At 60.3% G+C, this 14,601-nt stretch carries 12 protein-coding genes and 3 pseudogenes; 4 read left to right on the top strand and 11 right to left on the bottom strand.

Features of this window, described 5'->3' with window-relative positions; all coding sequences use genetic code 11:
- Window positions 1-298: 298 nt before the first annotated feature.
- Window positions 299-1,576 (bottom strand): group II intron reverse transcriptase/maturase, encoded by a 1,278-nt coding sequence (gene ltrA, locus ACFSQT_RS17840; protein WP_379020760.1) that lies wholly within the window; start codon window positions 1,574-1,576, stop codon window positions 299-301.
- Between the two features lie 1,470 nt (window positions 1,577-3,046).
- Between ltrA (ACFSQT_RS17840) and istA the strand changes: the two genes are divergently transcribed.
- Genes istA through ACFSQT_RS17825 form a run of 3 tightly spaced genes read left to right on the top strand, consistent with a single transcriptional unit; the run spans window position 3,047 to window position 5,530 of the window.
- Window positions 3,047-4,546, top strand: a complete 1,500-nt coding sequence (gene istA, locus ACFSQT_RS17835; RefSeq protein WP_379020758.1) for an IS21 family transposase — start codon at window positions 3,047-3,049, stop codon at window positions 4,544-4,546.
- A complete protein-coding gene (gene istB, locus ACFSQT_RS17830) occupies window positions 4,536-5,312 on the top strand; it encodes an IS21-like element helper ATPase IstB (protein ID WP_206073656.1) in 777 nt (258 codons plus the stop codon). The genes istA and istB overlap by 11 nt, the downstream gene beginning before the upstream one ends.
- A complete protein-coding gene (locus ACFSQT_RS17825; protein WP_095085189.1) occupies window positions 5,309-5,530 on the top strand; it encodes a hypothetical protein in 222 nt (73 codons plus the stop codon). Before istB ends, ACFSQT_RS17825 begins: the two co-directional genes overlap by 4 nt.
- A gap of 79 nt (window positions 5,531-5,609) precedes the next feature.
- On the opposite strand, the gene ltrA (ACFSQT_RS17820) is transcribed toward ACFSQT_RS17825, so the two are convergent.
- From ltrA (ACFSQT_RS17820) to ACFSQT_RS17810, 3 genes and pseudogenes are all read right to left on the bottom strand, one after another.
- Window positions 5,610-6,854, bottom strand: a complete 1,245-nt coding sequence (gene ltrA, locus ACFSQT_RS17820) for a group II intron reverse transcriptase/maturase (protein WP_379020756.1) — start codon at window positions 6,852-6,854, stop codon at window positions 5,610-5,612.
- Between the two features lie 538 nt (window positions 6,855-7,392).
- Window positions 7,393-7,853, bottom strand: a pseudogene (locus tag ACFSQT_RS17815) (helix-turn-helix domain-containing protein); the annotation flags it as partial.
- A gap of 106 nt (window positions 7,854-7,959) precedes the next feature.
- A protein-coding gene (locus ACFSQT_RS17810; protein ID WP_379020754.1) for an IS5 family transposase occupies window positions 7,960-8,720 on the bottom strand; the annotation gives its coding sequence in 2 pieces (ribosomal slippage) (window positions 7,960-8,381 and window positions 8,381-8,720; 762 coding nt in all).
- Window positions 8,721-8,799: 79 nt separating this feature from the next.
- Between ACFSQT_RS17810 and ACFSQT_RS17805 the strand changes: the two genes are divergently transcribed.
- Window positions 8,800-9,021 carry a hypothetical protein gene (locus tag ACFSQT_RS17805; RefSeq protein ID WP_379019613.1) on the top strand — a complete coding sequence of 74 codons (222 nt, stop codon included), beginning with the start codon at window positions 8,800-8,802 and terminating at the stop codon, window positions 9,019-9,021.
- A gap of 111 nt (window positions 9,022-9,132) precedes the next feature.
- On the opposite strand, the gene ACFSQT_RS17800 is transcribed toward ACFSQT_RS17805, so the two are convergent.
- From ACFSQT_RS17800 to ACFSQT_RS17770, 7 genes and pseudogenes are all read right to left on the bottom strand, one after another.
- Window positions 9,133-10,314, bottom strand: coding sequence for an IS91 family transposase (locus tag ACFSQT_RS17800; protein ID WP_379019615.1), 1,182 nt, complete (start codon window positions 10,312-10,314; stop codon window positions 9,133-9,135).
- A gap of 8 nt (window positions 10,315-10,322) precedes the next feature.
- Entirely contained in the window at window positions 10,323-11,192 is an 870-nt protein-coding gene (locus ACFSQT_RS17795) for a tyrosine-type recombinase/integrase (RefSeq protein ID WP_095090404.1), read from the bottom strand.
- 165 nt (window positions 11,193-11,357) lie between these two features.
- Window positions 11,358-11,660: a LysR family transcriptional regulator gene (locus tag ACFSQT_RS17790; RefSeq protein WP_379020752.1), complete on the bottom strand. Its 303-nt coding sequence runs from the start codon at window positions 11,658-11,660 to the stop codon at window positions 11,358-11,360.
- Window positions 11,661-12,090: 430 nt separating this feature from the next.
- Entirely contained in the window at window positions 12,091-12,792 is a 702-nt protein-coding gene (locus tag ACFSQT_RS17785) for a class I SAM-dependent DNA methyltransferase (protein ID WP_379020750.1), read from the bottom strand.
- Window positions 12,793-12,983: 191 nt separating this feature from the next.
- Window positions 12,984-13,713, bottom strand: a pseudogene (locus tag ACFSQT_RS17780) (IS6 family transposase).
- 40 nt (window positions 13,714-13,753) lie between these two features.
- Window positions 13,754-13,972 (bottom strand): annotated as a pseudogene (locus ACFSQT_RS17775) (recombinase family protein); the annotation flags it as partial.
- Window positions 13,956-14,093, bottom strand: a complete 138-nt coding sequence (locus tag ACFSQT_RS17770) for a hypothetical protein (protein ID WP_379020748.1) — start codon at window positions 14,091-14,093, stop codon at window positions 13,956-13,958. The pseudogene ACFSQT_RS17775 and the gene ACFSQT_RS17770, both read right to left, overlap by 17 nt.
- Window positions 14,094-14,601 lie beyond the last annotated feature (508 nt).

The raw sequence follows: 14,601 nt of genomic DNA, 5'->3' as shown, positions 1-14,601 counted from the left end.
TGGATGTTGGGATCGGGAACGACAATCGCTGTTTCTATGAAGGCTCCTTTTCAGCCCCCGGGAACAATTTGCCCCGGTACTTTCATTTTGCAGTCGGTTTAGGGGTTGTTGATATTCAGGATTGATCGGGATAGGGGGACGCCTCGCGACGCCGCCCACCGGGTCACCGGAGGCGGTCGCCCGCCCCCGGTTCCCACAGAACGTGGCGTGCGGATTTCCCGCACCGACGCTCTTCGACAGTTGGTTCACAGCACTGCAAGCGCCTGCATCTCCCGATAAGGGAGGCGCAGCTTAGGCTTCAGCAACGGTGTCCGTTCTTTGATTTGGTTGAATGCGTCCCAAGTGAGGCGTCGGCCTGCCCAGCTGCGGCTGCGCAGCGCAGCATTCCGCGCCAGTAACGCTCCACGGCTCGATAAACTTTTACGAGGCTCCGGAGATTTCCGGCGACGCCGTAATAGCCATAGTGGCCGCGCAGGACGACGTTGATTTCACCGGCCTGGTCACTGATCTTGTAATGCCGTATTCGCCGCATGAGCTCCTGCAGAGACATAAGGCTGCGCTTTAGCCGAGATTTCTCGGTGCGCATCCCAACCTTGAAGTTGCCTCTTTGGTTTCGCGTGCAATAGAGCGTTAGACCCAGAAAGTAGATTGTTTCCGGGCGGTTTCTGCCGCGTTTGCCCGCGTGTCTTTGCGCGAACCGACCAAACTCGACCAACTTGGTCTTGGTCGGCTCTAGAGTGAGGCCGAACTTCCCCAACCGAAGACGCAAGGCCTCCTGTACGCGGATGGCGTCCGATCGATATTGGAAGCAGATCACAAAGTCGTCGATATAGCGCACCAGTCGGGCTTCGCCCCGCAACCGGCCCTTCACCACGCGTTCGAACCAGAGGTCGAGAACGTAATGAAGGTAGAGGTTGCTCAAAAGCACACTGATCGATCCGCCTTGTGGCGTTCCTTGTTCGCTCGGATGCACCGCTCCGTCTTCCAAGACGCCCGCTTTCAACCAGCGCCGGATCAAGCTGATCAGGCGCGGATCACCGACTCGATGTTCGACAAACCGGAGGACCCAATCATGATCGAGACTCCCGAAGAAGTTCTTCAAATCCGCCTCCAACACCCAGCTGATCATGCCGCCGGCGATGACCTCATTGAGGGTCGCCAAGGCGTGATGGGCGCTGAGCTTCGGCCTGCCGCCGAACGAGCAGGGCAAGAAGTCCTGCTCGTAGATGGCGGACAACACCTCAGCCGTGCTGCGCTGGAGCGCCCGGTCGGCGACAGTTGGAACCCCGAGGGGGCGCTTCTCCGTCTTACCGGGCTTGGGGATATAGACACGCCGAATGTTCGGTGCCCGATATCCCTGTCGGTGGATGGATTGGAGCATCGGCTCGATCCATCCGTCGAAGCTCTCCCTCGCCGCCGCCACCGTCTGTCCGTCCACCCCGGCGGCGGAGCGCTTCGGAATCTGTAGTAGATTCTTTTGCACTCGGTCGCGCGTGATGTGATGGGCCAACGAGGTGAAGCGAAGATTTGGCTCGCGCCGAGCTTTCACTGCTATTTGTTCAAGTTTCGTTTCCATGGTCAGCTGATCTTCTCTTAGAATAGAAGGCCGTGACTCCCGTCGAATGGAGCCCATGTCGCCCAAGAACAATTCAACTACCGCTGACCGCTTCCCCATGTAGTCGGCTCTCCCGACCTCCGAGTACTATCAGTCAGTCTGACTTCCACCCGGTCATCAGACCCTTCTCACCTCATCGGCTTGGCAGGTCCTACAAGCTTGCGCTTGAACCGGATGGATCTCCCTTGTTCACGTCAATGCCTTCGGTTGCATGCTGGCGGTACGAACCCCGGGAGCACCTCAGCCCGCTCGCGATGACGCGGGTTGCGATTCCGCCTTCCCCTTTGAGAGACAGGGTCGGCTACTCCGATCACGTTCGATTTCGGGGCTATTTTCCCGTTCACTTCATTCCGGCCTACAACCTCCCTGTCTACGCTTCGCAACGGCCGTTACCGGACGTCACGCAAGACTCAGTTCGCGGCTGCTCGCTAGGCTTTGCCGCGGCCGTCATCTCAGACGGCAGACTTCAACGCGCTTGCAAGGCGCAACTCTCGCAGAACGGTGCGTGAACCTCTCGATTCACACCGCTCCCATCAGGTAAACGTGTTCGTTCCGAACGCCTTCCAATGCACGAACAGTCCCTGTCGAAGACGGTCGAAACCCGCTGATAAACGACGACAAGATCTGAAGCGCTGGAAGAGCAAAGGCGGCCGCCCGCGCGCTCTTCAACTAGCGCTGTAGCGGGCGGCCGCCTTTGCGGCGCGGTGCTGATCATGGGAGGTTGAAGGGATAGACGCGGGGCACGTCTCCAGCCGCCCTGAGGCGGCTTTCGACGTACCCCGCCATGCGCGTGCCTTGTGGTAGATCTGCGGGTAATCAGCGCCGCAGAAACAATCCGGCGTAACACCGATCTCAACTGGCAAGTCCGGGCTCGGTGTCACGCTCCACTGACGGTGCGCGACTGCATTATCGCATTGTCAGCGCATTCCGTCGACCTTTTCCCCGAACTCCCAGCGGCGCTCCGAAAGGATCGTCGCGGATGCTCACGGGCCGCTTCTTTCTGTGCGGCCGCTGCCGTTCGCAGGTAACGATCTGCCGCAGCTGCGACCGGGGACAGCGCTACTGCGGCCAGGACTGCGCCCGTGCTGCCCGCCGCGAGAGTGTGCGCGAGGCGGGGCGACGTTATCAGCGCAGCCGCCGGGGACGCCTGGCTCATGCGGTCCGGGCCCGACGATATCGGGCTCGGCACAATAAAGTGACGCATCATTCTCCACCTGCATCTCCTGCCGGTTCACTACTGGTCAGTCCCTCGAACGATGTCGTCGCTGCTTTTGCTGACGTCGCCAGGCGGGCGACGACATCGGTCATGCCCACGCCGTGCTGTCGGCGCTGCGACTGTCGACTGTCGCCGTTCGTTCGCACCGGCTTCGTGCGTCGCCGGGGGCCTCGTTATGCCCGTGAAGCTGACTACGCAGACGGAGAGCCCGTATCATGACCATCAGCCCCGAACTGGAAGCGCAGATCCTGCGCCTGTATCACGCCGAGAAGTGGCGCTGCGGCACCATCGCCAGGCAATTGCATGTCCATCACACGACGGTGCATCGCGTTCTGGCCCAGGCGGGATTGCCCCGGCACAAGCCGCTGCAGAGAGCCTCAATCATTGACCCGTATCTTCCATTCATTGAGCAGACGCTGGAAAAGTTCCCCTCGCTGACCGCCAGCCGCCTTTATGCGATGGTGCGCGAGCGCGGCTACCGGGGCTTGCCGACGCACTTTCGGCACCTGGTCGCCCTGCACCGTCCCCGCAAGCCGGCCGAGGCGTTCCTGCGGCTGCGCACATTGCCGGGCGAGCAGGGACAGGTCGACTGGGCCCACTTCGGTCACATCGAGATCGGCAACGCCCGCCGGCCGCTCATGGCGTTCGTGATGGTGCTTTCTTACTCACGCGACATCTACCTGCGCTTCTTCCTCGACGCGCGCATGGAAAACTTCCTGCGCGGTCACGTCGGCGCGTTCAACACATGGTGCGGGCTGCCCAGGGTCCTGCTCTACGACAATCTCAAGAGTGCGGTGCTCGAGCGCCAGGGCGATGCGATCCGCTTCCATCCGACGCTGCTTGCCTTCGCCGGCTTCTATCGGTTCGAGCCACGTCCTGTCGCGGTTGCCCGGGGCAACGAAAAAGGCCGCGTCGAGCGCGCCATACGGCATATAAGGGAAGCATTCTTCATCGCCCGCAAGTTCACCGATCTCGACGATCTGAACGCCCAGGCCGAACAGTGGTGCCGCAACCAGGCAGCCGACCGGCCATGCCCCGAGGACCGGACGATGACGGTCCGCCAGGCGTTTGCGCAAGAGCAGCCACTGCTTCTGCCGCTGCCCGCCAACCCATACCCCGTCGAGGAGCAGGTCGCCGCCAAGGTTGGCAAAACGCCCTATGTGCGCTTCAACCTCAACGATTACTCGGTACCGCATGCTCATGTCCGGCGCACGCTCAGCGTGCGCGCCGATCTCGGCCTGGTCCGCGTCTTCGACGGCGCAAAGATGATCGCCAGTCACCGTCGCAGCTATGATCGCGACCAGCAGATCGAGGACCCTCAGCACCTCAAGGCACTCGTCGCAATCAAGCGCGAGGCGCGCCAGCATCGCGGCCTCAACAGCCTGACCCGCGCCGTGCCGGCCTGCCAGACCCTGATGATCCGGGCCGCCGAGCGTGGCTCCAATATCGGTGCGATCACAAACGCGTTGCTGAAACTGCTTGACCTGTACGGCGCGCAGGAACTGCAGGCCGCCGTCGAGGAAGCTTTGCATGCCGGCGCCTCCCATTCGAGGTCGGTTCGCGACGCACTGGAACGCCGCCGGGTCGCCCGCGGTGCTCCGCCGCCGGTCGAAACGAGCCTGCCCGAACACGTGCGGCGCAAGGATACGACGGTACGGCCGCATCGCCTCGACAGCTACGACCAACTGACCCTTGGAGGCAAAGATGATGAATAATCCCGACATCCTGCTCAACCGGGCCAAGGCGTTGCGCCTCAATGGCCTGATCACCCATTGGGACGAAATCGCTGACGCGGACTGGCTGGCCGCCGTCCTTCAATGGGAAGAAGAGGAGCGCTCCGACCGTTCGATGCGGCGACGCACGCGTGCCGCCAGGCTCGGCCACTTCAAGCAACTGTCCGATTATGACTGGCACTGGCCTCGCCGCATCGACCGCGCCGCCGTCGAGGATCTGATGACCCTGTCCTTCATGAACGATGCCGCCAACATCGTCTTTATCGGCCCCAACGGCGTCGGGAAATCGACACTTGCTCGCAATGTCGCTCACCAGGCGCTCATCTGCGGTCACACCGTCGTCTTCCGAACCGCCAGCGAGATGCTCGGCGAACTCGCCGCCCTCGACAGCGACGCAGCCTTGCGCCGACGCCTTCACCACTACGCCGCCGCCGACGTTCTTGCGATCGACGAGGTCGGGTATCTGTCCTACTCGAACCGTCATGCGGACCTGCTGTTCGAACTCATCAGCCGGCGCTACGAAAAACGCTCAACCATCATCACCACCAACAGACCCTTCGCTGATTGGTCGGAGGTCTTTCCCAATGCCGCCTGCGTCGTCAGCCTCGTCGACCGCCTCATGCACCGATCCGAGGTGATCTCCATCGAAGGCGATTCCTACCGCTTCAAGGAAGCGGCCGAGCGATCAAAGGCACAGCGCGAAAAACGCACCAGCCGCTCCTCCGGCGAAAAGGTGCCCGCAGCATGAAACCAGATCCTCAACCGTCCGGCCTCAGTCGTGGTATCCACTTCCTCATCAATCCCGAATGGACACCCGAACAGGCGCTCGCTGTCTTCGAGCTCCTCAACGATCTCGCCGATAGCATCTGGTCTCACTACGGCGTCCAACTCCAGGAACTTATCCAGGAGCAGCAACGAACACCGACCGATCACAGCGATATCGAAAAAGCCCCGTCCTCGCTCTAAAGCACACATCCTCCACACTCGGCGGCCTGCAAAGGCCGCCTTTTTGTTCCGTCCACAAGCACCAAACGCTTGTCGTCGTTTAGACGCGCTTTTGAAAAGCCATCAACAGTCCCGGATTTTCCTTCGCCAGCTTTCGCAAGAAGAGACTGGCGCGTGTCTTATGGGACTGAAAGCGCTTGAACTTTCGCCTGATCCAAGCCCTGAGTTTCTGATTAACGTAATCAGCCAGAGTGGACAGGGCCGAACGACTGTACCGTCCATAGTAGGCAATCCATCCCCGGAGGAGCGGATTGAGCTGTTTGGCAATTTCGGTCAGCGTCCCCGGCGTCTGCCGCGGGATGTTCAAGCTTTTGATCGTTGCCCGCATCGATTTGAGCGCCGTCGGACTGACCGCAGGCGTGTAACCACAGAAGAACTCGTCCCGCTGTGTGTTCGCCACCCGTCGCGGCCTGAACTGATACCCGAGAAAGTCAAACGTGACATTCGGATACGCCTCTCTGCGCCGTTGATCCTTGCAGTAGACAATCTTGGTCTTTGTCGGATGCATCTGAAGTCCGCACGCTGCCAGCCGAGAACTCAGCTCCGCCTTGAGGGCTTCGGCTTGTTGCTCGCTCCGGCAATGCACGAGACCATCGTCGGCATATCGACACCATGGAAGTTCGGGATGCGTCCTCGTCATCCAGAGATCAAATGCATAGTGCAGGAAAAGATTCGACAAAATCGGGCTAACCACGCCCCCTTGCGGGGTGCCGCGTGTGCGCTCCATGACTTCTCCCTTCTTTTCCATCGGCGCTGTCAACCACCTTTCGATGTAGAGCAGAGCCCACTTGCACTTCACGTCCTTTCTGACCGCCTTCAGCAGGAGATCGTGCGGAAGATTGTCAAACAGCCCTTTGATGTCGAATTCCAAAACCCAATCATACTTCCAGCACCGCTGACGCGTCACGCCGACGGCATCCAGAGCCGATTTTCCCGGTCTGTAACCGTAGGAGTCCGGAAGAAAGAGGGAGTCCAGATCCGGCTCAATCATCTGCTTGATCACCATCTGCGCGATTCGATCGCTGACGGTGGGCACACCCAAAACCCTTTCGCCCCCAGTCTTCTTCGGAATGGAGACGGCACGCACGGGCGGCGGAAAGTAAGTCCCCGAAGACATCCGATTCCAGATCTTGTAGAGATTTCTCGCAAGGTCTTTCTCAAACATCTCCAGAGTCTGCCCGTCCACCCCGGCTGCGCCACGGTTGGCTTTGACCGCTTTGTAAGCTTCGTACACTCGACGTTTCTCAATTCGAAACGGCTTGTCTGTCGTACTTTCCGAAGTCATCCTGTTTCCAGTTGTTTCAAACAATACGACCACCTGATCCGACCCCTTTGCTCCGACCCCATTACAGGGCCTTCAACGCTCATACGGGTCGGTCCGCCCCAGTCTCCCGCATTGGTACTCTCGCCTTGCGGTTTGCTCCGCTTGAGCATCTCCCTTTGCATCAGGAGCCTGGTTCCTGCAGTTCCGCGTGAAAGCCTATGTCCAACTCACGCCCCCTCTACGCCGGCCGCCGCCCGCCCTGTCATCAGGCACCCGGCGGACTTGTCCCAGGATGACGAAACGGTCCTGGTTTCGACGACACCTACGTTCATAACGACGCGTCTTCGGAGGGTTCACTTTCGTTCGTCTTTTGGACATTCACCTGCTCGGATCTCGTCCGAACGTTTCATCCGACGCTCACCACCACGGCTCTTTACCGCAGCAGCTCGGACTGGTTTGAGACCCGCTCCTGAAAGCCGATCCCGGAGGGCCATCCTCCATCATTCACGCAGCTTCACGTTACGGGGTTAGTTCATACTGAACTCCTTCCGTGCCTCTGCAGCACACTTTCATCGATGAACACCAGCTTTGCCGGATCGAGGTCGAGTTGGCCGTCGAACCACGCACGACGGCGCTTCAGGATGTCGGGACGATCCTGCTCCAGTGCATGTGCGGACTTTTTTTGAACGTCCAGCCGTGCCGGCCAAGCCAGGCGCTTAAGGCGCTGCGACTGATCCGAGCCGATCGCTCGACCGCCAGCCGCTCTACCATCTCGTTCAGCGTGATGTCCTTGCGCTCATCGATCAACCCCACGATGAAGGCTCTATGCGCATCGAGGCTGGACGCGCGTCGACGGCCTTGCGGCCGCGGCGTCCGCTCGCCGATCTTCGCCCGTGCGATCCACCGGATTGCACTCGATATGCCGACGCCGAACCGCGCCGCCGCCTGCCGGGCAGACATGCCCGCGTCCGAAGCCTTCAAGACCCGCGATCGAAGATCGTCGCTCAGTGCTCTTCCCATCGTCCACCTCATCAAAGTGGATGTTGAATCACCCGCGAAGCCCGACGTCACATCACAATCGATTCATTGATCGCGGGACGTGCTCTAGGACGTGGTGACGATTTAACTATCTGAGCCAAATGGCGATTGCTGCGAGTTTGACGAAACCCATGAAGTTTGCGAGCAGCTTGTCGTAACGGGTTGCGACGCGCCTGAACTGCTTGAGCTTGTTGAAGAAGCGCTCGATGCGGTTGCGCTCCTTGTAGAGATCGCGGTCGTATTGCCGCTGGACCTTGCGGTTGCGCTTGGGCGGGATGACGACCTCTGCGCCCTGTTCAGTGATCCTGTCAACGAGGTGATCGGCGTCGTATCCCTTGTCGGCGATGGCGGCATCGGCGTCGATACCGTCGATCAGGTCGTGGGCCAAGGCGATGTCGTTGCGCTGGCCGGGGGTGCCGATCAGGCGGATGGGAAGGCCGAGCGCCTCGGTGGCGGCGTGGATCTTGGTACTCAGGCCGCCGCGAGACCGACCCAGGCCCTGGGCATCCGCCCCCCTTTGACCTTGCGTGCCCCGGCGGCATGCTGGTGCGCTCGCACGATCGTGCTGTCGATCATCAGCCATTCGAGGTCGGCTTCGCGGGCGAGCATTTCCAGCATATCGTCCAGCACGCCCATCCCGATCCAACGATAATAGCGCCGCTTCACCGAGCGGTAATCGCCAAGCCGCTCCGGCAGGTCGCGCCAACGGCCACCCGAACGCGCCATCCACAACAGCGCGTCGAGGAACTTCCGATTATCTGTACGCGGGCCGCGCTTGCCTTTCGTGCCACCGGGCACAAAACCCTTGATCCGGTCCCACTGGTCGTCCCCAAGCGCATCGCAATCCATCGCCGATCTCCAAAAATCAGCGTTGAATCTGATTTGCCAATCCTTGGGAATCTGGAGGGTTCTGTGAGGTCGCGCGGCGGTGATGGTCTGGCTTGGCGCGGTGCGCGACCTCATTGAAGCCGGATTGAGCGAACCCGCTGACGCGGCCACGCGCTATGGGATTAGTATCGCGAAGCCTGCTCTAGGTGTGCGGCTTGGTGTGATGCAACGCTGCCATGTCGGTGAAGACGAGGCCGAGACGCCGACGTTGACCGAGGCGATCGACGCGCCCGTTGGCATCTTTGGGCGTGCTTCGGGGTAATGCTTGTGCTCTTCGGGCTGGTCGGGAAGATGACGATATGGGGGGTCATTGCGTCCGTCGACGCTGATGCCGCGACGCTGCCACGATCGATGCTGGGGCGACATCCTGTCGTCATGAGGTATCCGGCTGCGGTCGTGATGGCCCAGTGCGCCATCGCGGCAGCGTGGCGGTGATGCGCAGAATGCCGCCACAGCAGGGACAGACGGTTGGGTCAAAGCGCGGGAGCGGCCTGGTGGTCTCGCCGGCTGCGGCGGTCGCAGCGAGCTTCATCGCCACCAGGAGTTGCCGGATGATGGTGAGTCGGGTCCGGCGGCATCCATTGGCGAGGAAGCCATAGTGGCGGATGCGGTGGAAGCCGTCGGGCAGGCAGTGCAGCAGGAAGCGACGGATGAACTCGTGCGGATCGAGCGACATCAGCCTGGGCGCGTTGCCGTGACGATAATCGCGCCAGCGGAAGGTTACGCTGGTCTCGTCGGCGCTGACCAGGCGACTGTTGGCGATGGCGACCCGGTGGGTATAGCGGCCGAGATAGGCGAGGACCTGCTCGGGCGAGCCGAACGGCGGCTTGGCATAGACGATCCAGTTCTTGCGACGAAGCTGCCGGATCGCGGCCGTGAAGGCATGGGCCTGACCGAGCCCGTCGAGCGTGCCGGAGAAGCGCAGTCGCCCAGCCGCATAGGCCGCCTGGAGCCGCTCGAGGAACAGCCGCCGGAATAGGCGGGAGAGGACATGGATGGGCAGGAAGAAGCGTGGCCGGCAGCTGAGCCAGCGCCCATCGGAAGAGAGAGCGCCGCCGGGGACGAGGCAATGGATGTGCGGATGATGGGTGAGCGCCTGGCCCCATGTGTGAAGAATGGCCAGGAACCCGATCTCCCCGCCGAGGTGCCGCGGATCGGCGGCGATGGTCTTGAGCGTTGCGGCGACGGCCTCGAACAGGATGGCATAGGCGACTGCCTTATTGTGAAAGGCGATCTCGGCGACTTCGGCCGGCACCGTGAACACGACGTGGAAGTAAGACACCGGCAGCAGATCGGCCTGACGGTCGGCGAGCCACCGTTCGCGCGTCGCGCTCTGACACTTGGGACAATGCCGGTTGCGGCAGGAGTTATAGCAGACGCGGGCATGTGCGCAGTCCTCACAGGCCTCGACATGGCCGCCAAGCGCCGCAGTCCGGCAGAGCTCGATCGCGGACATGACGCGGCGCTCGACGCGGCCGAGATGGCCGTCATGGGCAAGACGATAGGCATGATCATGGCGACGGAAGATATCCGCCACCTCCAGCTCGGAGCGCATCGCCGGGCTCAGGCGGGCGGCACCACCTCCAGCGTCAGGCGGTCGAGCGGGCTCTGCGTCCTGGCGATCGTGCTTGTTGCCACATGGGTGTAGCGCGCCGTCGTCGAGAGGTTGTTGTGCCCCAGCAGCACCTGGATAATCCGGATATCCGTACCGCTCTCAAGCAGGTGAGTCGCAAAACTGTGGCGCAGAGTATGCACGCTCACCCGCTTGACCAAACCTGCCGCCTTGGTCGCGGAGCGGCAGGCCGCATGAAGGACCTGCACGTCGATCGGCTTGTCGCCTCGTCCGGGGAACAGCCAGTCCTGCGGGCGTGCCAGTCGCCAGTAGGTCCGCAAGATCCCGAGCAGCTGCGGCGACAGCATGACCGTGCGATCCTTGGCGCCCTTGCCGTGGCGGACCTGGATCACCATCCGGTCGCTGTCGATGTCCGCCACCTTGAGGCTCACCGCCTCCGAGGCGCGCAACCCCGCGGCATAGGCGGTGGTCAGTGCAGTGCGCGCCTTCAACGATGGCACTGCTTCCAGAAAGCGCACCACCTCGTCGGCGCTCAGGATCGCCGGCAACTTGCGCGGCGTGCGCGCATAGACGATGCGCTCCGGGATCTCCGCCCGGTCCAGCGTCACGCCGTAGAAGAAACGCAACGCACAGACCGTCTGGTTCAGCGCCGGCCAGGAAATGCCCTGCGACACCAGATAAACCTGGAACGCACGGACGTCCTCCAGCCCCAACCGATCCGGCGACCGGCCGAAATAACGGCTGAACTTCGCCACCGCATGCAGATAGGATCGTTGCGTCGCGGGCGACAGGTTGCGCAAGCTCATGTCGTCGATCATACGACGGCGCAGCGGGCTTACCGCTGCCGTGGCTTCAGCCATGGGATGGTCTCCTGGTCAGGGGTTGGTCTCAGCAACCAAACCTTCCCATCAGGAGGCCATTCCAGCCAATGCACACGCCAATCCCGCGTCAGCGGGTTCGTTCAATCCCAAACCCTTAAATCGTCACTACGTCCTAGGTTGATCGACCGCTACCTATCGGCGAAGCTAGTCGGGACATAGGGTACGACTCCCGCGCTTAATGGTCGTCAACGCCTGGGACGTCTTGGAGAAAATGCTTTCCAGCTCGATGTAGAGGTCTTTTCCAGCGCTGGTAAGCACCACGCCGGACGCTGCCCTCGAAAACAGCGGAACATCTAGCTCGTTCTCGATGACTTTGATCTGCCGACTAATCTCTCCCGGCGTCACGTTCAGCTCAGAAGCTGCAAGCTCAAACGAAAGATGAAATGCCGATGCTTCGAATGCCTCAAGAGCAACGAAAAATGCGAGATCATAATACCGATGAGACATTGAATGCTCCAATCAGATCAGCAGGCCCGAACCGAACGACCGGGTATCGGATCTCCGGCTCATAGCGAGACAGCCGAAACTCTACAAAGTAGGCTTGGAAGGCTGAGATTAATCACGGAACAGCGGTCCTGCTCCGTTGTCCTCGCGACTTGCGCCGGTTGGCGCGAAGTTCTGAGTTTCACCACTTCATCAATATCGACAGGTCCGTCGCCCGGCCGTTTCGTCGGGTTGCGACATTCTTGTCCTGCTTCGGACAAGAGGGGCGTGAATAGTATTGCACCGTATTCACTAGTCAGGTGCGATCCGGTTACCATGTCAAGCGCCCAGAGAAGCTCAGTTACGCGGACCGTATCCTGCGCATCGGTGCGCGCTTCGTCGCCTCGCGTAGGTTGCTAGCTAGTTGTCGCGAATGAGTCGTGCGGTAGCGTCATCATTGCCGCTTTCCCGCCGATGCGGAGGCTGGTATTCGGAAAACCCAGTAGTGCCCGTCTTCCTCGGCGAGGTATCTGCCGTTCCTTAGACACTGCACCAATTCAAGGAAACCCTCATCCTGTAGACGCTGCACCTCGACTTCAAAGGATGTTGATTCCGCATAGCTCTTGCGGGTGCTTGCAACTACGAATCCGTTCGGACGGGTCACGCGAGCCAACTCGCGCAACCCGTCCGGTCGAACGTGCCCGAGCGTGAAAACACCGCAGCAGACGGTTAGGTCATATCCCGCGCCCGAGTAGTCTGAGAGCCGCCCGTTAAGGTCAACGTTTCCTCGCGCATGGCGGTAGATGCCGGTTTGCAGCGCCTTTTCAGCCATCTCTTGCGAAAGGTCAAACCCATCGATTAGCCCGAAGCCGAGGCGTTCCAGTTCCACGCCGACGAGCCCTGTTCCGCAACCAGCGTCCAGGACTGCGATGCCATTTCGCTGACCGGCTAAATAAGCCGTTTGCACGGCGCCTGCCAGTTCTGCCACGATCGTGGGACCACAGTACCCGACGCGGACCTGATCCTGATTGAAGGTGCTCGCCCATCCGCGGTATAAGCTGGCCAAGCGAACTGCGTCGCCATCGAGGTTATGGGATGCTTTGATTCGCTCTCGTACGGCTTCCGCTGGTGCTGTCTGCTGATCCTGGGTGCTCATTAACAGTTCCTTTGTGTTGGGGCCAACTATCAGCCGAAGCGCCCGTTCGGCCCCTATTGGCATTCGCATCGAGAGCATCAAAACTCATGCCAATTGGCAGAACAACGCGAAGAACCCATTTAAGTGAACTGTTTCAGCAGTGGCGTCGCCTTAACTTGGGTTGGGCACGGGATGCCCCCGATGTGGCCTCTTCACGCGGCTGTCGACAAAGCGATTTGCCTCCAGACCGCCATAGTGGCGGCTCGAATGTCGCGGTGATCGGCGGCTATCAGATGTTTCCGGTGAAGATTGAAGAGGTTGGCGATCGGGCCATGGATGGAAACGAAGCGCTGGCATTGTCGTGCCGACTTGAACCGGATCATACCTCGTTCTCGCCGTCGAACTGCCAGATGAGAATTCTCCGCTCGGTTATTCAGCCCCTAATGCGATCGATGCTCGACACCTGGCATGATTTCCCTTTTGGCCGCATCGTAGGATCTGAGCTTGTCGGTGATCATGACGCGCGGCGTGAGTGCCTTGCCCTTTCAGCAGCTTTCGCATCAGCTTCAAGGCCGCCTTCTTGTTCCGGCGGCTCTGGATCAAGGCATCGAGAACATAGCCATCGGCATCGACGGCCCGCCACAGCCAGAATTTCTTGCCCTTGATAGCAACGACCATTTCGTCGAGATGCCACTTGTCGGCAAAACTACCCCTGGACCGCCGCCGGATGGAGCGGGCATATCCGCGGCCGAACTTGGCAGCCCATTCCGCGACAGTCTGGAACGAGACTTCGATGCCGCGCTCGGCCAGAATATCTTCCACATGACGCAGGCTCAGTGGAAATCGGAAGTAGAGCCACACCGCATGCGCTATGATCTCGGCAGGAAAACGATGACGCTTGTATCGGAGCGTCATAATATCGGTGGGCGGGTGCGGGCTCATGCCCGTAAAGTCCGCCGAAAATGTTAAGGCGACGCTACCCTGACAGCAGCTTCTCGAAGCCCGGACGACTGACGCCCGAGCCCGAGCGGCCAAGGTCGTCATCGATGACTGTCACATCCGCCCAGCCAAGAGCACGGGCGCGCTCCGCAAGACCATATTGACGCCGCCGGCTCTCATGATTGTTGGCAAGCTGGTCGACAGTCGATTGGCGGATGTAGATGAAGGCGCCGCGCGCCAGGTGATCAGCTGTGATCTTCATCGCTGGCCTCCGTCGCTGCGGCGACGCTGAGAGCTTCCGACAGCAGCGCCGCATTCTTCGCCACAAGCGCCTCGTTGCGTGCAACCAACGCATCCATCCGCGCCATCAGCTCGGCGATCAACGCGTCCTTGCCATGAAAATCAGAAGGCAGAAGCCACCCAACCCTTGACTCATATTCGCGAGTCCGACGCAACCGAAAAATGCATCCACCCCTACGCCCGCCGAAAACCCTTAAACCGAAGGGCTGAGCAGTTACCGCTCACGTACGTCTAGGCCGCAGAATAGTTAAATATATGAACCAATAGACTTTTCAAGTTGATAAATATTTTTATATTTTTATAAATGACACGTCCTTATAACATTTATCTAGGATGACAGTTTTTTAAAGACGCCTTAACTCAATTCTTACAAATATCTCCTTCTTTCCATCGCGCGCAACCGCTATAAATCACGTCGAGAACCTTATCCTAGCTGTGGGAAACCCGGCTCGTCGGGCAAGGATCACTGCTTGTTTCGGAGGAATTTATGCTGCGCCTATGTCGCCTACACGACGAATGCCTAGCTAGTTCCGTCGGACGATCAGGTCGAGGGGCTGGGCATATGATTTTGGCCGATAACTCCCCGCTAAG

This window comes from Mesorhizobium calcicola, from assembly GCF_042682105.1.
Taxonomy (GTDB): Bacteria; Pseudomonadota; Alphaproteobacteria; order Rhizobiales; family Rhizobiaceae; genus Mesorhizobium; species Mesorhizobium calcicola.
This window is presented reverse-complemented; position numbering and strand designations above follow the sequence as displayed.

Excerpts from the sequence above, each read along its gene's own strand:
- ACFSQT_RS17785 (WP_379020750.1), bottom strand. The coding sequence starts at position 12,792 with ATGAGCACCCAGGATCAGCAGACAGCACCAGCGGAAGCCGTACGAGAG.
- ACFSQT_RS17790 (WP_379020752.1), bottom strand. The coding sequence starts at position 11,660 with ATGTCTCATCGGTATTATGATCTCGCATTTTTCGTTGCTCTTGAGGCA.
- ltrA (WP_379020760.1), bottom strand. The coding sequence starts at position 1,576 with ATGGAAACGAAACTTGAACAAATAGCAGTGAAAGCTCGGCGCGAGCCA.
- ACFSQT_RS17825 (WP_095085189.1), top strand. The coding sequence starts at position 5,309 with ATGAAACCAGATCCTCAACCGTCCGGCCTCAGTCGTGGTATCCACTTC.
- ACFSQT_RS17795 (WP_095090404.1), bottom strand. The coding sequence starts at position 11,192 with ATGGCTGAAGCCACGGCAGCGGTAAGCCCGCTGCGCCGTCGTATGATC.
- ACFSQT_RS17800 (WP_379019615.1), bottom strand. The coding sequence starts at position 10,314 with ATGCGCTCCGAGCTGGAGGTGGCGGATATCTTCCGTCGCCATGATCAT.
- ltrA (WP_379020756.1), bottom strand. The coding sequence starts at position 6,854 with ATGACTTCGGAAAGTACGACAGACAAGCCGTTTCGAATTGAGAAACGT.
- istA (WP_379020758.1), top strand. The coding sequence starts at position 3,047 with ATGACCATCAGCCCCGAACTGGAAGCGCAGATCCTGCGCCTGTATCAC.
- istB (WP_206073656.1), top strand. The coding sequence starts at position 4,536 with ATGATGAATAATCCCGACATCCTGCTCAACCGGGCCAAGGCGTTGCGC.